This window comes from Methanobrevibacter sp. (genome assembly GCA_022775905.1).
Taxonomy (GTDB): domain Archaea; phylum Methanobacteriota; class Methanobacteria; order Methanobacteriales; family Methanobacteriaceae; genus Methanocatella.
The window spans coordinates 69,797-90,294 of the sequence record JALFJX010000021.1; the positions used below are offsets into that span (position 1 = coordinate 69,797).

Consider the following 20,498-nt stretch of genomic DNA (forward strand, 5'->3'; position numbering starts at 1 on the left):
ATGAATTTAAATAATTTTTATAAAAATATTAAAAATAATTATAAAAAAATTATAATCTCTTTTTTAATATTCACTCAATTATATATCCTAAAGTATTATATTGGATATTATAGTCCATTACATATTGAAGCTCATATTGGATTATACCCTATCTTAGGATTATTATTTGGTGGATGGGGAGCATTAGGTGTATCGTTTGCAAATTTATTAACTGACTTAGCAGGAGGACATCCTCCTTTAGAAACTTTCATATGTTTTTTTGTAGATTTTTTATATGCATATTTACCTTATAAATTATGGTATAATTTTTCTAAAAATGGAAAATTAACTGCTCCTCAGTTAGGGACTATCTTTCATTTAGCAAAATTCTGTGGCGTAATATTAGTATCCACTATACTATATACAGTATTAATTATAATGTTATTACATGATTCACAGAATGTTAGTTTATTTTCATTAACTACATTGAATTATTTCCTAAATGCATTTGTATTTGGATTTTTCACAGGAGTAATTGGTATTATAATATCTAATTTGAAAAATATCGATTTAACAATACCTTCAGTAAATAAAAATCCTAAAATTAAAGATAAATGGTATAACTTAGCTTTATTAATTGGAATAATATTGATTGTAGTATTCTTTATCATGATTGCTGTGGGTGAAAGTAATAAGTATATTAATTTACTATTTATTATTTCAATATGTATCTTAATATTATTCTATACAACAAAACCTGTTAAATATCCAGTTATTAAAGAAAAATCAATTTATAAACCAATTATTGAGAAATTAATATTGATATTCTTAGGTTTTATCATTGGAATCTCTTTATTATTTACATCATTAGCTATTTTGATTGCACTTAAAACTGGAGAAAGCAGCATTATGATTGAAAATAGTTTAGGATTCACTATTTCAATATTGTTATATCTGTTTATAGGATGGTTAGCATTCTTTGTTCCAGGATTAATTGCTCTTAAATATGTTGAAGAAAACATAACTAATCCTTTATCATTATTTTCAAAATTTACTAGAGAATATATTAATTCAAAAGATAGTAAAGAAGTAAATAAAGAAAGTTTAATGGAAAGATATCAAGATTATTTTGAGAAGTATGATGAAATTGGGATATTGGGAAATTCAATTGTAAAAATGATGTCTGATTTGGAGAATGTTACCTCTGAAAAAGAAAGGATATCTACAGAATTAACACTTGCAAAGGATATTCAGGAGTCCAAATTACCTACTAATTTCCCGAAAGATAAAAAGTACTCAATTAATGCCTCAATGAAACCTGCTCGTGAAGTAGGTGGAGATTTTTATGACTTTTTTGAGATTGATTCTGAAAACATATGTATTGTAATTGGAGATGCATCTGGAAAAGGAATCCCTGCAGCACTTTTTGCTGTAATTGCAAAAGAACTAATTAAAACTCAATTACTAAGTGGTGCTTCTTTAGCAGAAACAATGAAATCTGTTAATAATAGGCTCTGTGAAAATAATGTTCAATCAATGTTTGTAACAGCATGGGCAGGTGTTATAAATTTAAGAAAAAATGAACTTAAATTTGTTAATGCAGGTCATAATGCTCCTTTAATCAAAAATGGAGAAACATTTGAATGGTTGGATTCTAAACATGGGCTTGTTTTAGGAGCTATGGAAAATATACAATATAAAGAACATTGTGTTTCTTTAAAATGTAATGATTTCCAAATATATTTGTATACTGATGGAGTTACTGAAGCACATAATGATAAAGAAGAACTATTTAATGAAGACAGATTAATAGAACTTATAAATAACAATAACTTAAATTCAATTGAGTTTATTGATTATCTGAATGGTGAATTAGATAAATTCAAAGGATCACAAGAGCAATTTGATGATATAACCATGATGATATTTGAATATAAAATTGGAGAAGATGAAAATGGAAATAATTGATAATAAAAATGGAAATGAATTAAGTATTAAATTAGTTGGGAAATTAGATACAAACACATCCCATCAATTAGAAGAATTCATTCAGAATAATATTGAAGGTGTTGAGAAATTAGTTTATGATTTTGAAGAATTACTTTATATAAGTAGTTCTGGATTAAGAGTTTTATTATCTAGTCAAAAAATCATGAATACTCAAGGGGAAATGGAAATAAATAATGTAAATGAGTTTGTGATGGAAGTTTTTGAAGCTACAGGATTTATAGACATCATGAACATAAATTAGGTGTAATATGACAATATATGAAGAATTGGATAAATTAAAACTAACTGAAATAGAAAAAGCTTGGTTAGGATATTGTCATAATTGTAGTGAAACTCAAAATACCGTTTTAGAAGATATACTTAAAAGCAATGAAAATACAGAGTTTGGAATGAAACATGATTTTAAAAATATCAAATCAGTAGAGGATTTCCAAAAAAACATTCCCCTATCTCAATATTCTGATTATGAAGAATATATTGAAAAACTTAAATTAGGAGAGAATAATCAATTATTTGCTCAAGATATAGAATATTTCATAATGACTTCAGGGACAAGTTCTGGGAAATCAAAATTAATACCTGAAAATGAAGATTCAAAAAATATCAAAAATACTGTTTACAAATTAAGAAATTATTATCTTTTAAAAACTTTGTTAATGAGTAAAGCAGATCCAAATTCTCAATTGAATAAGTATTTGATAAGTAAAGGATTAAATCCAAAAGATGTTAATGTTCCTGAATTATCAAATATTGTTCAGAATATGCATTATTTAACATTTTCAAGTAAAACTGATAATTATGAAACATCTGCTGGAATTCCAATCGGTTTTGCATCCGGAATGTCTTTTGAAAAATCAGCATTTACTAAAGGAATATCATATCCTCCACGATTAATGACTAAAAATGATGATGAAGCGAATAATTATCTTGTAATGCTTTTTTCACTAAGATTTGAGGATATTCTCTATATAACAACTAATAATGCATCTAACTTTAATATTAAAGTGGAATATGCAATGGATCATGCAGAAGAATTAATTAATGATTTAAGAAATGGTACTATAACTAAAAGATTAAATCTTTCAGATGAAGATAGGAAGTATTATGAAAGCCAAATGGAAGCATTCCCTAAAAGAGCTAATTTTTTAGAAGAATTATTGAAAAAAGGAAAAGATCAATTTATTCCAAAAAATTATTGGCCATATGTTATGTTAACTAAATTTTGGTTAGGTGGATCAGTAGGTCCTAATTCAGAAACTTCAAGAAAATATCTTGATGAAAAAACTATTTTCTTTGATGTGGGTTATGGAGCTAGTGAAGGTAAATTTACAATTCCTACAAAACCAGATACTCCTGAAGGCATATTATCTATATTTGGAGGATTTTATGAATTTAAAGACCTTGAGAATGGTCAAATATTGACTGCAGATAAAGTTGAGTTAAATAAAGAGTATGAATTGATAATTACTACATATGGTGGTTTATATCGATATGAGCTTCATGATATTATAGAAATTATAGGTTTTACTGGAACAACACCTAATTTAATCTTTAAAACAAAATCTGGAGAAATATTGAATATATCTCAAGAAAAAATTCCAGCTATTGAAGTTGTAAATAAAATAAAAGATGGATTAAATTTAAGTTTTAAACAAGTTCAAATTTTTGAAAATCATGATGAAAAAAATTATGAGATTTATATTGAACTTGAAAAAGAAACTCAAATTAATGCTAATGAATTAGCTAGTAAGTTAAATGAAATATTAATTGAAAGCTTTGAATTATATGAATTATATAATAGAATGGGGTTAATGACTCCGTTAAAGGTAATTTTAATGAAAAATGGATGGATAGAATCATTATATGCAATGAAATCAAAAGGAAACGTTCCAAAATCACAAATAAAATTACCTCTTATAATTACTGAAAAACCAGATAAAGAATATATTTTGTAAAGGTGAAAAAATGAAAGGAGTAATACTTGCAGATAAACTATATAAAAGATTAATTGAATCAGAAAATCCTCCTGAAGATATTCAACTTGCTTTAAACTTGATAAATAGTTTAAATTTGGATTTAGATATATTAGATTATGAAAAAATTACTGTAACTTTGGATAATGAAGAGGAGGGTAAATTTTATTATGATGGAGAATTAAGGGATTTACCAGACTTTGCAATTAGTATTGCTTTATCCCATCGTGATGATTATAATTTACAAGCAGCCAAAAGAATGTTTGAAACTAAAGGATGTAAATACATAAATAGTGTTCAAACAACTCAAATTGCTAAAGATAAATTATACAGTTTACAATTAATAAAAGAAGCTATTCCAGAAATTAAAATTCCAAAAACAATGCTTATAAATCAATTTACCACTCCTGAAATGATTGTGGATTATATTGGTCTTCCTTGTGTTGTTAAAATAATGGATGGTCTTCAAGGAAAAGGAGTTACTTTAGCAAAGGATAAAAAAGAGCTTGAAACAATTTTAACAATGCTCTTTGCAGCAGAAAATAATAATCAATACATAGCTCAAGAAGCTATAATGACAAGTAAAGGTAGAGATTTAAGAATAGCTATTGCAAATAATGAATTAATTTATTCTTTTGTTAGAAGCAGTGGAGGAGATGATTTTAGATCAAATACTCATGTTAACGGAAGAATTGAAGATTATGAACCTTCTGAGGAATTATTAGATTTATCATTTAGAGTTGCTGAAGCTATTAATTTACCATATGGAAGTATTGATTACTTATTTGGTGAAAATGATGAAGAATTTTATCTTTGTGAAGTAAATACTTTCCCAGGATTTAGTAAATTACTTAAAGCAATAGCAGAAAATGATGAAGAAACAATAAGAATATTTAAAGAATTACCACAAAAATTATTAAAATAAGGTGATTTTCTGAAAAAATTAGTAATAAGAGCACTGAAAAAATACTGGAAGCATGTTCTCCTAACATTAATATTCGTATTGCTTCAAGTTTATTTCCAAATTGAAATAATCAACATGTCTAAGGTAATTCTTGATAATGGTGTAAAAGTCAACAACTTTGAAGTAATTTATAATAGTGGAATATTAATGTTGATTTATACTCTTGGATCAATGATAATGGTTACTTTGGTATCATATATAACTTCATATATCACTGGAAAAGTTTCATTTGATTTAAGAAGTAAAATGTTTAGGAAAGTAACAGATTTATCATTATATGATTTTAATAAATTTGAAAGTGCATCTTTGATGAATAGGGCTACTGGAGATATAAATGTAATCCAGTTATTCATATTAAATCTTCTTAGAAGCTGTTTATTAATTCCATTTGTTATTGTGGGAGTCATTATAGAAACTGTTTTAATTAATAGAACATTAGCTGCAATTTTAATTGTATTCTTTATAATAACAATTTTATTTATGTTTATTAAAGGTAATAAGAGTATTATCTTTTTTAACAAACTTCAAGTAAGTGTTGATAGATTAAATTTATTGCTACGTGAGAAAGTTTACGGTGTAAGAAGTATTAGAGCATTTGGAAAAGAAGATTATGAAAGGAATAAATTTGAAAAGGCAAATGATGATTCTTATGAATTAAATATTGAATCTTCATTAAAACTATATTATGTTGCTCCAATGGCTGTATTGTTAATGAATGTAGCTGTTGTTATAATTTATTATGTTGGAGGAATTCAATTACAGTATAATATGGTTAATGTTGCAGATTTATTATTATTCTTCCAATATATCACATATTTCTTAAGTAGCTTAGCATTAATTCCATTTATTGTAAAAATAATGCCTAAAGCTATTGTTGCATCAAATAGGATAGAAGAAGTTTTTGAATATGAACCAACATTACTTAATAATCCAATTAAACAGGAATATAAAGAAGATTCATTTAAAGGTGTTGAATTTAATAATGTTATTTTCGGTTATTCAGGAGCAAAGGACGTAATAGCTGATATCAATTTTAAAGCACCTAAAGGAACAACAACAGCTCTAATTGGAGCTACTGGATCTGGAAAAAGTACTGTAATGTATTTATTAAATAGAATGTATGATCCTACCTTTGGTGAAATATTAATTGATGGTGTCAATATAAAAGACATTGATTTAAAAGAATTACATTCAAAAATAAGTTTTGGAAGTCAAAAATCAATGGTATTCAATGACACTGTAATTGAAAATATTAGAATGAGTGATGATTCTATTACAAGAGAAGATATTGAAAGAGCATGTGAAATAACACTTTTCACAGATGCATTTAAAAGTCTTCCTTCTGGAATTGATAGTATTATAGAAGAAAATGGTACTAACATTTCAGGTGGTCAAAGACAAAGATTAAGTCTTGCAAGAACAATTGCCAAAGATTCAGACATTTATATTTTCGATGATACATTCAGTGCTTTGGATATGAAAACTGAAAAAATTGTAAGGGAGAATATAAAGGAATTACTCAAAGATAAGACTGTGTTTATGGTTGCTCAAAAAATAAGTACTATTATTGATGCAGATAACATTTTAGTATTTGATGCTGGACGTATTGTATGTCAAGGAACCCATGAAGAATTGTTAGAAAAATGTGAAATTTATAAAGAGATTTATGAATCTCAAGCATATATGAATAAGGAGTAATTGAAATGGTTAAAAATGATAAAAATTCTTATAAAGGATTACTTAAAACTATTTACCAATTAATTGGGAAAGATAAAAATAAATTTATTTTAGCCATTGCATTAATGGTTATTGGAACTTTTTGTTTAGCATATGCTCCAAATGTTGCTGGGAAAATAACTGATGAATTTTCAAAATTTGCAACTACAAATGTATTTAATGAAAATATAATAATAACTCTCCTTATATCATTATTAGTCCTTTATGTTGTTGGAAATTTATTAAAGATGGTTTCTGACCGTATGATGATTTTTATAAGCAGTAGGGTATCTTTAAAATTAAGATATGAGTTACATGAAAAAATGCATAATGTTCCTATAAATTACATTGACTCAACTCCAAGTGGGGATATCATAGCTAGATTAACAAATGATATGAGTAGTGTTGAATCAATGATAAGTAGTACATTAGTTACTATCTTTGTTCAATTTATTATCATAGTTCTTGTTATTGTAATGATGTTAATTTTAAATGTTGAATTAAGTATTATTTATCTTATATTAATTCCATTATCCTTTGGTATTCTCAATTTCATAAGTAATAAAACAAAAGTACAATTTAAAAAACAACAGATGCTTGTTGGTAAATTGAATGGAGTAATTGGAGATAATTTCAATAATCATCTGATTGTAAAATCCTATAATATGGAAGAAAAATCATTAGATAAATTTGATAAAATTAATCATCAAATATTTGAATCTTTCTTTAAATCTAGGTTTTATTCAGGATTTATTATACCTATTAACACTATTTTAACAAATATAGGATATATTGGTATTTGTGTTTTCGGAGGATACTTTATAATCTCTGGAAGTCTTACAATCGGAACATTTTTAGCATTTATTTTATATGGGCAAATGTTGACTGAGCCATTAACAACTATTGGAAATAATCTTAACATACTACAATCTGGACTTAGTAGTTTAGAGAATATTTTAGATGTTTTAAATGCAGAAGAAGAAAAAGACTTTGAAAATAGTGAACATCTCCTTGAAAAGGATGTTAAAGGTGAGATTGAATTTAAAAATGTTAAATTTGGATATACTGAAGATAAAATATTAATGAATGATGTTAATTTTATTGCAAAATCAGGTACAACAAATGCTATTGTAGGACCATCAGGAGCTGGAAAAACCACAATCGTTAATTTATTAATGAGATTCTATGATATAAATGATGGAGTTATATATTTAGATGGTAAAAATATTTATAAAATTAAGAGAGATGATTTTAGGAAAAGTTTTGGAATGGTTCTCCAAGACAGTTGGGTTTTCGAAGGAACAATAGCTGAAAATATTGGATATGGAATGGAAAATCCAACAATTGAAGATATTCATAAAGCTGCTGAGTTAGTAGGTTGTGATAAATTTATAAATCTTTTACCTGATGGTTATGACACTATCATCAGTGAAGAAAATACTAATTTAAGTGTTGGTGAAAAACAATTGTTAGTTTTAGCTCGTACAATAATATCTGATCCTAAAATATTGATTTTGGATGAAGCTACAAGTCAAATGGATACAAGAACAGAACTATTAGTTACAAAAGCTATGGAAGAAATGATGAAAGGTAGAACAACATTTATAATAGCTCATAGATTATTTACAATTAAAAATGCAGATAAAATTATTTTCATGAAAAATGGGGATATAAAAGAAGTTGGAAATCATAAAGAATTATTAGAATTAAATGGATTATATGCAGAGATGTATAAAAGTGGATCAATTAAAAGTGAGTGATAATATGGAACGTGAAATAAGAAAGAAGATATATGGGGAGTTATTAGATGCTCCTTCAAAGGCTCATAAACAATTAGAGCTATTTAGTCTTGATGCAAAGAAAACCAATGAAGAATTATTAATGAAAATATTAAATGACAATAAAGACACTGCATATGGGATAAAATATGACTTTAAAAATATTAAATCTATTAAAGAATATCAGGAAAAGGTCCCAATATCTGAATATGATGATTATATTGATTTTTTAATTCCAATGGTATTTCAAGGTGTAGAAAATCTTTTAACAGTTTATCCTGTAAAACATTATAATAAATCTTCAGGAACACTTGGAAACCCTAAAAAAATACCAATTAGTGAAGTAGCACAACAATTGAATTTCTTATATTCTCTACCTTTTGTATTACACTTAATCACAGAAGAATTAGGAGATAAATGGAAAGAGGGAAAAATATTCATAATTGGACAATATAATATTTCATCTGTACCTTCTGGAGCTACATATGGTGCTTTAACTGCAAAATTAGCAGATAATATGAAAGATTATTTTGATATTTTATCAACAAGCCCTGCAGAAGTTCTTGTTCCGCAAGGAGATTTAGATACACATTATCTTCAATCATTATATGCACTTCGTGAAAAAAACACAACTATTGTTATTTCTGCATATTTCAGTTATTTCTTGGAAATTTTAAGATATATGGAGGATAATCATGAGATGTTAATTGAAGATATTAGGAATGGAACAATTAATTCTTCAATTAATTTATCTCCTGAAACAAGAGAAATTTTAGAAGAAAAATTAACTCCAATGCCTGAAAGAGCTGATGAATTAGAAGAAATATTCTCCAAACCAATTGATAATACTTTTGTTAAATCAATATGGCCAGATATTCAGGCATTTGAAGGAATTGGAACATCAACATTTGAAACATATGTTGAAAAAATAAGAGAAAAATATGCTAATGAAGAAACTCCAATATTATATTTAGGATTGCAAGCTTCAGAGGGAATTTTCTCAACACCATTGGAATTAAATAATAAAAACAGTGTATTAATTCCAAATGCAATATTCTTTGAGTTTAGACCTGTTGAACAGGAGGGTTATGATAATCTATTAACAATTGATCAGCTAGAAGTTGGAAAAGATTATGAAATAATTTTAACAAATTTATCTGGATTTTATAGATATAAAATAAAGGATGTTGTAAGAGTAACTGGAATGCATAATACTCTACCTGAAATTACATTCAAATATCGTTTAAATCAGACTGTAAATTTAACTGGAGAAAAAACTACTGAAGAAGCTTTAAGAGAATCAGTAAAACAATGTGAAGAGAAATATGGCTTCGACTGTGTTGACTTTACAGTATTTGCAGATACTGAAGCTGTTCCAATGAATTATAATTTCTTAATAGAACCAGATAACATAGATGATATCGATGTTGAGGCTCTCAGAGCCGATTTAGAAAAAAATCTTGGTAAAGCAAATCCTTCATTTGGTTCTAAAATTGAAAATAATACTTTTGGTGAAACAAAACTTGAAATATTACAAAAAGAAACATTTATGCTTTACAGAGATCTTATGGCTATGAAAGGAGTAAGTGTAGTTCAGCTTAAACCTCCTAGAATAATAGTAAATGAAGTTCAAAGAAAATTCTTCTATGCTCTTAGGGAACTTTGATAATATGAAAAAACTTGTATTTGATGCGGATGTTAGTGAATTAGAGAATATCTTCAATGAATTAAATAGATTATTGGAAGATTATGATACTGATGAATTAGCTGTTATGAAACTTAAATTAGTATTAGAAGAAATTTTTACTAATATCAGCAATTATGCATATAATGATAAAGGAATAGTTGAATTTTTAGTTGACATAATTTCAAACCATCAATTAGAAATTATAATAAAATTAATTGATGAAGGTGAATATTTCAATCCTCTAGAACAAGCTACACCTGATACTACATTAAGTTCTGATGAACGTGAAATTGGTGGGTTAGGTATTCTTCTCATTAAAAAGAATGTTGATGTAATAGAGTATGAAAGAGTTGACAATAAAAACATTTTAACTATTCATAAAATTTTAAATTAGTGATTCCTTTTAAAGAATATTAACTTTTCCCTTAAGGGGAAAATTACTTTTTTTTATTTTAGATAAACTTTAATTATATCTGAATAATTATTTTTTCACTAAACATTTTATATAATAAAAAATATATTATACATAATATAAATTTTAGACTTAAGGAGAATTTTTATGATAGTTAAAGATTGGTGCTCATTTTGTGGTGAGTGTGCTGGGGTTTGCCCAAGAAATTTAATCCAAGTAAGAGAATATTCATTAGTATTTAATGATGATGACTGTAAAGATTGTGATACATGTATTAAAGCATGTCCAATAGATGCATTAGAAAAAGAGGACTGATTATATGATTGAAACTGATGTAATTGTAGTAGGTTCTGGACCTGCGGGATCAAGTGCAGCAAAACATGCTGCATTAGGTGGAGCAAAAGTTATTTTAATGGATAAAAAATCTGAAATTGGTGCACCAAAAAGATGTGCTGAAGGTGTTTCAATTCAAGGACTTGAAAAATTAGGTATTGAACCTTCTCCTCGTTGGGTTACTCAAGAAATCCAAGGTGTAAGAATTCAAACTCCTGATGGAACTGATACCTGGTTAACAAAAGACGAAGTAAAATTACCTGAAGCAGGTTACATTTTAGAAAGAAAAGTATTCGATAAACACATGGCAATGGATGCTGCAAGAGCAGGTGCTGAAATTAGAATCAAAACTTTAGTAACTGGAATTGAAAAAATTGAAAATGGTTACTTAGTATTCACTGAATCCATGGGTAAAGAAGAAGTTTTTAAATGTAAAATATTAATCGCAGCTGATGGTCCTGAAGGTCATGTTGCAAGATGGGCAGGTTTAAGACCAGCTGCAAAAGCTAAAGAAATGGAATCTGGTGTACAATATGAAATGTGTAATGTAGAATTTGAAAAACCTGGAGTAATTGAGTTTTACTTAGGTTCATGTGCACCTGGGGGATATGTATGGATTTTCCCTAAAGGAGATGACATTGCAAATGTTGGTTTAGCAATCTTACCTCATATGGCTGAAAAAACTGCTATTGAATATTTAGATGATTTTGTTGCAAAATCTCCTTACTTAAAAAATGCTCAAGCTGTTGAAATAAATGTTGGTGGAGATCCTGTTGCTGGAATGACCAAAAAACTCTATGATGATAATATTTTAGTCTGTGGAGATGCTGCTGGACAAGTAAATCCATTAACTGGTGGAGGAATTATCAGCGGTATGACTGGTGGAATGTGTGCTGGTAAAGTAGCTGCTCAAGCTATTAATGAAGAAAACTGTTCTAGAAAATTCTTGAAAAAATATGATGAAATGGCACATGCTGAATTAGACCATGAAATTAAAAGATATAAAAAAGTACAAGAATACTTACTCACCTTATCTGATGAAGAATTAAACGAAATTGCTCATGCATTTGAAGGAGAAACCTTTGATAAAATTTCAACCACTGAAATTGTTAAAAAATTAATCAAATTATCTCCTAAAGCGTTACTCAAATTAGGTAAATTTGTATAGGTGCATAGAATGATTTTGATTACTGGTGGAGCAGGTTATATTGGTTCCCATACAAATAAAGCATTACACAATGCAGGTTATGAAACTGTTGTAGTTGATAACTTATGCAAGGGTTATGAAAACTTTGTTAAATGGGGTAATTTTGAGAATTATGACTTTGGAAGTAAAAACTTAAGGGAAGTTTTTGAAAAATACGATATAGATGGTGTTATTCACTTTGCTGCATTTTCATCAGTAGCAGAATCTGTTGAAATGCCTCAAAAATATTTTAAAAACAATTATAAAAATACTTTAAATCTTTTACAAATAATGAGGGAATTTGGAGTGGATAAATTTATTTTATCTTCCACTGCTGCAGTATATGGAAATCCTGAAAAGGTTCCAATTACTGAAGATCAGGATTTAAAACCAATTAATCCTTATGGACACTCCAAATTTATCACAGAAAAGGCTCTTGAAAGAGAAGCTGAAAAAGGTGATTTTAATTTTGTATCTTTAAGATACTTTAATGCAGCAGGGGATGATTTCGATTGTGAGATTGGGGAATTCCATGACCCTGAAACTCACTTAATTCCATTAGTATTGGATGCGGCTATTGGAAATCGTGAAAGTATCTCTATTTTTGGTGATGATTATAATACTCCTGATGGAACATGTATTCGTGATTATATTCATGTAAATGACTTGGCTGATGCCCATATCAAAGCATATGAATATTTATGTAATGAAAAGGAATCAAACATTTTCAATCTTGGAAATGGTCAAGGATATTCAGTTCGTGAAGTAATTGATATGTGTAAAAAGGTCACTGGTGTTGACTTTGAAGTTAAAATCGATGAGCGCCGTGAAGGTGATCCTGATATATTAATTGCTGATTCAACAAAAATTAAAGAAAAACTAGGATGGACTCCACAATACAATTTAGAGCAAATTGTTGAGTCTGCTTGGGCATGGCATAAAAAAATTAATGTGATTTAGGTAATGTTCATGGAAAATGGAAGTCATGAATCAAAAATAGATGTTCGTATTATCGTATCAGGTTTGGATATTGCACAGTTAGTTTCTAAAGCTGTTAACAATATCAATCTTGAGCGAGATTATAATATTATTGTTTCATCAATTATTCCTACCGTAGAAGTAAATATTGTAAAGAAAGTCGCTAGTGGTGCGGATATTCTTTTAATCGGCGGATATGGTAATGATGAAACTTACAATATTCTTTTTAATGAATTAAAAACTGATTTTAATCATATTGGATTATTTGATTATAATAACATTATTGTTGAAGATGAATCAATTGACTTTAAATTAGCTGAAAAGGAGATTTTAAATTCAATAATAAAATCAACATTGTCTTATTCTTTAAATTTAATTAATATCCATACATTAGAAAATAAACTAATGAAAGTAACTCATAATTATAATAATTTGCTAGATGATTATAACCAAGTTCTTAAAGAAAATGAAGTTTTATCTCAAGAGAATAATGAATTAATGGAAGACATTAAAGAGGTAAAATCTGATTTTAATGCATTCAAATCACGTTATGAAGATATTTATTCTAAAGAAATTCTTGAAATATTTAGTTTAGAGAATTTATGGCAGGAAACATTTAGACAAGAATTATCTGATAGTGAGAGAATTGTCATTGCTACTGATAAATTCAAACCGGATAATGTTCTTGTAGGTCAAGGTTTTATTGCTGCTGAATCAAAAGAAAAAGCGATTGAATGGTTAAAAATTATTAGGACTGCATTGATTTTTGTGGATGATAATGCAGATGATTTGAAAAAAGAATCCAGCGTTACAGAAGATGTGGATATATCAGAAGACAAAGAAGATTATGATATTTCCAACACTTTTGAAAATTTCTGGGATTAAACAATTATTTTTTATACTAGTTAAACTATAATTATAAATATACTATTATTTTATAGGGAGTTCATAAATGCAAGGAGAGATAGAAGATAAGTGTGGTATTGTTGGTATTCATTGTAATGATGAAACTAGGAATGTTGCATCTTTTGTTTATTATTGTTTGTATGCTTTACAGCACAGAGGTCAGGAATCAGCAGGAATTGCTACTTATAATCCAGAAAAAGGATTGAATTACTATTGTGGTATGGGTTTAATAACTGATGTTTTCAAAGATTATGAAATTCAAAATCTTAAAGGAAACATGGCTATTGGGCATGTAAGATACTCAACTACAGGTGAATCAAAACTTGAAAATTCACAACCTTTTGTAACTGATTTTGATGATGGATTTATTGCTATGGCTCATAATGGGGATATTGTAAACTCTTCTGAGTTAAGAAATGAATTAATCGAAGAAGGATATGAATTCAAATCAGGCACTGATTCTGAAGTTATCTGTTACATGCTTAAAAAAGAACATCATGATAACAATAAAAGTATTATTGATTCAATCGAAGCTGTTTCTCAAAAACTCGTAGGTTCTTATGCATTAACCATTTTGGTAAATGGTGAATTATATGGTGTACGTGATCCTATGGGAATCAAACCACTTGCAGTTGCAAAAAGAGGAGATGACTTTATCCTTGCTTCTGAAACTGTTGCATTTGATGTAATTAATGCAAAATATGTTAGGGATATCAAGCCTGGTGAAGTTGTATTCTTTAAAAACGATGAAATCAACTCTCATATGTTGAAAATTGCAGAAGATTGCAAGTTTTCTCACTGTATGTTTGAATATGTATACTTTGCAAGACCTGACAGTACCATTGATGGTATTAATGTTTATGAAACCAGAATGAATATTGGTCGTAAATTATATGAATTGTACCCTATTGATGCTGATGTTGTAATTCCAGTACCTGATTCATCTATTCCTGCAGCTATTGGTTATTCTAGAGCTTCTGGAATTCAATATGGTGAAGGATTAATTAAAAACAGGTATGTTGGAAGAACATTTATTATGCCGACTCAAGAAGAGCGTGAGTTAGCAGTTAGACTTAAATTAAATCCTATTAAAGAAGCTATTAAGGGCAAAAAAATTGTCTTAATTGATGATAGTATTGTAAGAGGAACAACCTCTAAAAAATTATTAGATTTGGTAAAAGAATCAGAACCGGCTGAAATTCACTTTTTAGTAGGTTGCCCACCAGTTATTTCTCCTTGTTTCTATGGTGTAGCTATGGCAACTAAAAAAGAATTAATTGCAGCTAATAATACTATTGAAGAAATCCAAGACCAACTTGAAATTGATACATTAGGTTATATTACTCTTGAAGCATTGGTTGAAGCTATTGGAATGCCTAAAGAAAACTTATGTTTAGGTTGTTTGAATGAAGAGTATCCTACTGAAATTCCAGAAGGTCTTGAAGCTGAAACTTACTATAAACCTTAGATATTATGGTTGAATTATTAGCTCCAGCAGGAAATTTCATTTCACTTCGTGCTGTTTTAGAAAATGGTGCTGATGCAGTTTACTTTGGCCTTGATGATTATAATATGAGGGCCAATGCAAAAAATTTCTCATTGGATGACCTTAAAGAAGTATCTATAATAGCTAAAGAGTATGGGGCTAAAACTTATTTATGTACAAACACTATTTTAAATGAAAGATTGGCTTGTAGGTTAGATAATAATCTTGAAGCTATTTCTTCATCTGAAATAGATGGACTTATTTTATCCGATATTGGATTAATTGAAAATACTGTATCTGCAGGTCTTGAAGCTCATATTAGTGTCCAGCAGAATATTACTAATTCTTATATGCTTAAAACACTTAAAAAATTAGGTGCGAAAAGAGCAATTCTTTCTCGTGAGCTTTCACTTCGAGAAATTATTGGATTAACTAAAAAATCTCCAATCGAAACAGAAATATTTGTCCATGGTGCTATTTGCATGGCAATTTCTGGACGCTGTTTTTTAAGTTATGGTCTTTATGGTAGGAGTGCTAACTGCGGAGACTGTTTGCAGCCATGCCGTAAAAACTGGACATTAACCTATGAAGATGGTGATGATAAAGTTGTAAATTTCTCAGATGTTGATGATGAGTCATTTATTATTGCTCCTAGTGATGATGGAAGTTATAGGACAAACTTTTTTTCACCAAAGGACATGTGTATGATTGAATACATTCCTGAACTTATGAAAAGTGGTGTTGCGTCATTCAAGCTTGAAGGAAGAGCACGTGCTCCGGATTATGGTGCGATGGTTACAGGAATATATAGGCAGGCTATTGACAGTTATGTTGATGATCCATTGAATTATACGGTTAAAGATGAATGGATGGAAGAACTTGGAAGTGTTTTTAATCGTGGTTTTGACACTAATTTCTATTTCAATACACCATTTGAGACTAGTGAAGATAATCAATCAAAATATATTAAAAAGGACATTGGTCAAGTTGTAAATTATTATAATAAAGTTAAAGCAGCAGAACTTAGAATTTGGGATGATTTGAAAGTTGGAGATAAGATTATCATTCAAGGCCAAACTACTGGTTCAATCACCCATACTATTGATTCTATGCAAATTGGTGGAAAATCTGTTGCGAATGTTAAAAAAGGTTCTAATGTAGCAATTGCTATTCCGACAAAAGTTAGAGAAAATGACTTTGTTTATAAATTAGTTGAGAGGAATGTTGATGATTAAAAAAATAGCTATTTATGGAAAAGGTGGAATTGGAAAAAGCACTACTGTAGCTAATTTATCTGCTGTATGGGGTAATGATGACTTAAATTGTCTTGTTATTGGTTGTGATCCAAAAGCAGACACAACACGTACATTACATGGTTCAAGAATTCCAACAGTTGTTCAAACTTTAAAGAATAATAGAAAACCTGAAAGGGATGACTTGGTTTTTCAAGGTTTCAAAGATATTTTGTGTGTTGAAAGTGGAGGTCCGGAACCTGGTGTAGGTTGTGCTGGACGTGGAGTTATTGTTGCTATGAAACGCCTTGAAAACTTGGGAATTTTTGATGAAGACCTTGATGTTGTTGTATATGATGTGCTTGGGGATGTTGTTTGCGGTGGTTTTTCAGTCCCTCTTCGTGAAAAATACGCAGATGAAGTTTTAATTGTAACTTCTGGTGAATATATGGCATTATATGCTGCAAATAATATTGTAAAAGGTGTTAAAAAACTTAAAGGTAATCTTAGTGGTATTGTCTGTAACTGTAGGAATGTCGAAAATGAAGAACAAATTGTCAACGACTTTGCTAAAAAGATAGGCACACATGTTATTGGTACTATCCATAGAAGTAATTTAATTCAAGATGCTGAATTAGATGCAAAAACCGTTATAGAAAAATATCCTGAAAGTCAGGAAGCACAAGAATACAGAGACCTTGCTTCAAGTATTATGTCTAATGAAAATACATCAATTCCAGAGCCTATGAATGATGAAGAATTTGAAGCATTCTTCAAGTCATACTTGTAGATAAAATGTATTATTCCACTAATTATTCTTCACCTCTCGGTGAAATGCTCTTTGTAAGTGATGGTGAATCCATTTGTGGAATCTGGTTCTGCGGTCAAAAGTATTTTAAAAATAATATTGATGAGACTACAAAAAGAGATGACTTGGCAATTTTTAAAAAACTCACTAAATGGTTCGATGATTATTTCAGCGGATTAAACCCAGCAATTGATTTTAAGCTAAATCCTCAAGGTAGTGAATTTAGGCAAAAAGTTTGGAAAATTTTAAGGGAGATTCCATATGGTGAAACATTGACATATGGTGAAATTGCTTCAAAAATATCTCCAACAATGTCTGCCCAGGCGGTTGGGGGTGCTGTTGGTCATAATCCTATTTCTATTTTAATTCCATGTCACCGTGTACTTGGTGCAAATGGCAAATTGACCGGTTATGCTGGTGGTTTGGACAGAAAAGTTGAATTATTAAAATTAGAACAGATAATATGAATTTACCGATGAACATCATCATAGGAAACGCAATATCCTTAATTGCGGGTATTTTTATTTTGCTCAGCATGTGGGTTAATGATGAAAAGGAAGCGTATAAACACCAATTTTTGAATGCATTTATATTAATGATATCTTCAGTATTCTTTTTATCCTGGACTGGTGTAGTGACTATGGCAATTGCAGCATCAAGAAATGCCTTTGTATATAAGGATAAATTCACTTTTAATTGGGCGATATTTTTTGTTATTGTTTCTGTAGTTGTTGGTTTTGCAGTAAATACTATGGGTATTGTTGGGATATTACCGATTATTGCATTGGTGCAACTTACATTATGTAACTATTATTTGAAAACAATCAAACCAATTAAAATAAGTTTTATTGTAAATAGTGCAATTTATGTGGTTTATTTCCTTGCGATATGGGATTTTTCATCAGCTGCTATTGAAGGAATTACAGTGACAGTTGGATTGATTTCACTATTTAAATTAATGTATTCTGAGTAAACTGATTTTTAGGACCATAGGATTAATCAAACTAGTGCATATTCTGTTTTTCAAAGTTTGTATCATCCGAAGAGTATTATTTCTGATGATTGTAGTAATTATGTTTCCGCTATTGTTATTGTTATTTGGTGTACATTCACTTTGTAAATATATTATTGATTTCTGCTGTAAAGTGAATAAGTCCAATAATTGCAAATGGTGATGGATAATATGGATATTGGATGATAATGGATAGTTTTAGTTATAATTGTAATGTGGAATTAGTCATTAAACGTTTTCCACATTCCGGTTTGAAGAACACTTTTTTTACTTACTGCCTCTAATTTTAAAAACAATTTCCAGGGCATTGAAACCATTAGATAATCATTTGGAATGAAATGTTTCATGTTGCTACGTCCTGCAAAGTCAATTGGACTTAAAACAGGTTTTGGATCATCACTTTCATCTTCTTTAAATGTAAAACATCCAATAGCTTGGCATCCTGATGATTGTGGAGTTAGAAGATATGTATCTTTAACTCTAAAAGATGTGTTAATCTGGATTAGTGCAGTTAATTCAATTGGATTTACAGTAAAAATCACTGATTTTGGTGTTTCATTATCTTCTAAATTTTCTAACCCCTTAAAGATAACATAATCTTCACTATCATAAACTGGTCTTGATTTAATGTTTTCTTTTGCAGTTTCAAAATCAGAATATATTCTCTCTCCCTTTTCAAACATTTCACGAGTTGGTTTCGGCATATAATTTAATTTTTTTAAATATTCTTCTTTATCCTGTGCTGATTCAACACCACAGGATAAGAATGATGCTTGAAAATTCATTGCATTTTCATCTTTAAATCCACTTCCCCAGCCAAAACCTACAGGAACACCGCCGCAGGTTATGTGTTCACGGCCAAAACAAGTAGTCACACGTTTAGCTATTGTCTGTGCAACAAAACTCATCACACATTCACCTTTTCCTGATTTAGGTTCTCTTGCATTTTCTGGTTTGTTGTTGCTTTTAATCAAAACGATTGGTGGAACTTCATTTCTAGTTCTTTTGATATGTTACTTTCCATGATAACTACCTCTGGATTAATGTTTCATTCTTTTTCATTATATGATTTTTGAAAAACTATAACTTTAAATACTTCTTATGATAATCTTTAATAAGAATTTATGAGGTGATAAAATGCGTAAGATTACAATACTCGTATTAGCGCTAATCCTCGTTGGTATGTTAATCCCAACAGGTTTTGCGACAGATTCTAATGTAGTAATAACTTATGGTGAAACTACCTATTCAAATTCAAATTACAAATCTTTTGTTGACAACTTTTTTGTTAACCAAGCAAATGTAGATATTAATAATGTAGGTATAAAAACCATTTCTGCTGATCAAGTAAATCAAGTATCTAGCGGCATTACTGGTAAATATTATAACTCAAATCAAATATTGTCATCAGCACTCGTTGATTTAAATGACAATAGTGATTTAAAGGTAAGTGTTGACAAATCAAAAATCACTACAATTACTGGTGATATGTACATTTCAGCTTTAAAATCTGCAGGAATCACAAGTGGACACGTATATGTGACAAGTCCTGTTCAGGCAACTGGTGAATCTGCTCTTGCAGGAATTATGAATTCCTATGAGGAAGTAACTGATGTTGAAATTCCAGATTCTGTAAAAGAAGCTGCAAATGATGAAATTTATACAGAAGCTGAAATTGTTGACAATTCTGGTGTGGATGCTGAAGACTTATCTAACTTAGTAACTCAAGTTAAGGATGAAGTATCAAATGCCAATGTCACAGATCATAGTGAAATTGTAAACATAATCAACAATCATGTTGAAAACAATAATATCAACATTACAAACAATGATATTGAAAACTTAGCAGATTCCATTGAACAAGTGCAAAATGTTCAAGGTGATGTAAACTATTACAAAACCCAAGTAAATGAGTTCTTAGGTGATAATTCCACTGGTGGTTTTTCATTAGATAGTTTATTTGGTTGGATTAATTCCTTTTTTAACGGGATTTAATCCTTAATTTTTTCTTTTTTTAGCATTTTCAAAAAATCATAAG

Annotated in this window: 19 protein-coding genes; 18 read left to right on the forward strand and 1 reads right to left on the reverse strand. The window is 29.0% G+C overall.

Annotated elements, in window-relative coordinates; all coding sequences use genetic code 11:
* The 17 genes from MR875_05985 to MR875_06065 all read left to right on the forward strand — a co-directional run bounded on the left by MR875_05985 (position 1) and on the right by MR875_06065 (position 18,421).
* A complete protein-coding gene (locus tag MR875_05985; protein MCI6994381.1) occupies positions 1-1,947 on the forward strand; it encodes a PP2C family protein-serine/threonine phosphatase in 1,947 nt (648 codons plus the stop codon).
* Positions 1,934-2,230, forward strand: coding sequence for an STAS domain-containing protein (locus MR875_05990; protein ID MCI6994382.1), 297 nt, complete (start codon positions 1,934-1,936; stop codon positions 2,228-2,230). The genes MR875_05985 and MR875_05990 overlap by 14 nt, the downstream gene beginning before the upstream one ends.
* 7 nt (positions 2,231-2,237) lie before the next feature.
* Positions 2,238-3,944: a GH3 auxin-responsive promoter family protein gene (locus MR875_05995; protein MCI6994383.1), complete on the forward strand. Its 1,707-nt coding sequence runs from the start codon at positions 2,238-2,240 to the stop codon at positions 3,942-3,944.
* A 10-nt stretch (positions 3,945-3,954) separates the two neighbouring features.
* On the forward strand, positions 3,955-4,887 hold the full coding sequence (locus MR875_06000) for a hypothetical protein (protein ID MCI6994384.1): 933 nt from the start codon (positions 3,955-3,957) through the stop codon (positions 4,885-4,887).
* Positions 4,888-5,001: 114 nt separating this feature from the next.
* Complete coding sequence (locus MR875_06005) at positions 5,002-6,624, forward strand: ABC transporter ATP-binding protein/permease (GenBank protein MCI6994385.1); 1,623 nt, start codon at positions 5,002-5,004, stop codon at positions 6,622-6,624.
* Positions 6,625-6,629: 5 nt separating this feature from the next.
* Positions 6,630-8,402 carry an ABC transporter ATP-binding protein/permease gene (locus MR875_06010; GenBank protein MCI6994386.1) on the forward strand — a complete coding sequence of 591 codons (1,773 nt, stop codon included), beginning with the start codon at positions 6,630-6,632 and terminating at the stop codon, positions 8,400-8,402.
* A 4-nt stretch (positions 8,403-8,406) separates the two neighbouring features.
* Complete coding sequence (locus tag MR875_06015; GenBank protein MCI6994387.1) at positions 8,407-10,086, forward strand: GH3 auxin-responsive promoter family protein; 1,680 nt, start codon at positions 8,407-8,409, stop codon at positions 10,084-10,086.
* 4 nt (positions 10,087-10,090) lie between these two features.
* Positions 10,091-10,501 (forward strand): ATP-binding protein, encoded by a 411-nt coding sequence (locus tag MR875_06020; GenBank protein ID MCI6994388.1) that lies wholly within the window; start codon positions 10,091-10,093, stop codon positions 10,499-10,501.
* A 165-nt stretch (positions 10,502-10,666) separates the two neighbouring features.
* Positions 10,667-10,834 carry a 4Fe-4S binding protein gene (locus MR875_06025; protein ID MCI6994389.1) on the forward strand — a complete coding sequence of 56 codons (168 nt, stop codon included), beginning with the start codon at positions 10,667-10,669 and terminating at the stop codon, positions 10,832-10,834.
* Between the two features lie 4 nt (positions 10,835-10,838).
* A complete protein-coding gene (locus MR875_06030) occupies positions 10,839-12,020 on the forward strand; it encodes an NAD(P)/FAD-dependent oxidoreductase (GenBank protein MCI6994390.1) in 1,182 nt (393 codons plus the stop codon).
* A 9-nt stretch (positions 12,021-12,029) separates the two neighbouring features.
* Positions 12,030-12,998: a UDP-glucose 4-epimerase GalE gene (gene galE / locus MR875_06035; protein ID MCI6994391.1), complete on the forward strand. Its 969-nt coding sequence runs from the start codon at positions 12,030-12,032 to the stop codon at positions 12,996-12,998.
* Between the two features lie 9 nt (positions 12,999-13,007).
* Positions 13,008-13,901, forward strand: a complete 894-nt coding sequence (locus tag MR875_06040; protein MCI6994392.1) for a hypothetical protein — start codon at positions 13,008-13,010, stop codon at positions 13,899-13,901.
* 67 nt (positions 13,902-13,968) lie between these two features.
* Complete coding sequence (gene purF / locus MR875_06045) at positions 13,969-15,390, forward strand: amidophosphoribosyltransferase (GenBank protein MCI6994393.1); 1,422 nt, start codon at positions 13,969-13,971, stop codon at positions 15,388-15,390.
* A 5-nt stretch (positions 15,391-15,395) separates the two neighbouring features.
* On the forward strand, positions 15,396-16,643 hold the full coding sequence (locus tag MR875_06050; GenBank protein ID MCI6994394.1) for a U32 family peptidase: 1,248 nt from the start codon (positions 15,396-15,398) through the stop codon (positions 16,641-16,643).
* On the forward strand, positions 16,636-17,430 hold the full coding sequence (gene cfbC / locus MR875_06055; protein MCI6994395.1) for a Ni-sirohydrochlorin a,c-diamide reductive cyclase ATP-dependent reductase subunit: 795 nt from the start codon (positions 16,636-16,638) through the stop codon (positions 17,428-17,430). Before MR875_06050 ends, cfbC begins: the two co-directional genes overlap by 8 nt.
* Positions 17,431-17,435: 5 nt before the next feature.
* Positions 17,436-17,915 (forward strand): methylated-DNA--[protein]-cysteine S-methyltransferase, encoded by a 480-nt coding sequence (locus MR875_06060; protein ID MCI6994396.1) that lies wholly within the window; start codon positions 17,436-17,438, stop codon positions 17,913-17,915.
* On the forward strand, positions 17,912-18,421 hold the full coding sequence (locus MR875_06065; protein ID MCI6994397.1) for a YgjV family protein: 510 nt from the start codon (positions 17,912-17,914) through the stop codon (positions 18,419-18,421). The genes MR875_06060 and MR875_06065 overlap by 4 nt, the downstream gene beginning before the upstream one ends.
* Before the next feature lie 260 nt (positions 18,422-18,681).
* Here MR875_06065 and MR875_06070 read toward each other — a convergent pair whose 3' ends face one another.
* Positions 18,682-19,434, reverse strand: coding sequence for a DUF169 domain-containing protein (locus MR875_06070; GenBank protein ID MCI6994398.1), 753 nt, complete (start codon positions 19,432-19,434; stop codon positions 18,682-18,684).
* A gap of 163 nt (positions 19,435-19,597) precedes the next feature.
* Between MR875_06070 and MR875_06075 the strand changes: the two genes are divergently transcribed.
* Positions 19,598-20,455 carry a DUF1002 domain-containing protein gene (locus MR875_06075; protein MCI6994399.1) on the forward strand — a complete coding sequence of 286 codons (858 nt, stop codon included), beginning with the start codon at positions 19,598-19,600 and terminating at the stop codon, positions 20,453-20,455.
* The last annotated feature ends 43 nt before the right edge of the window (positions 20,456-20,498 follow it).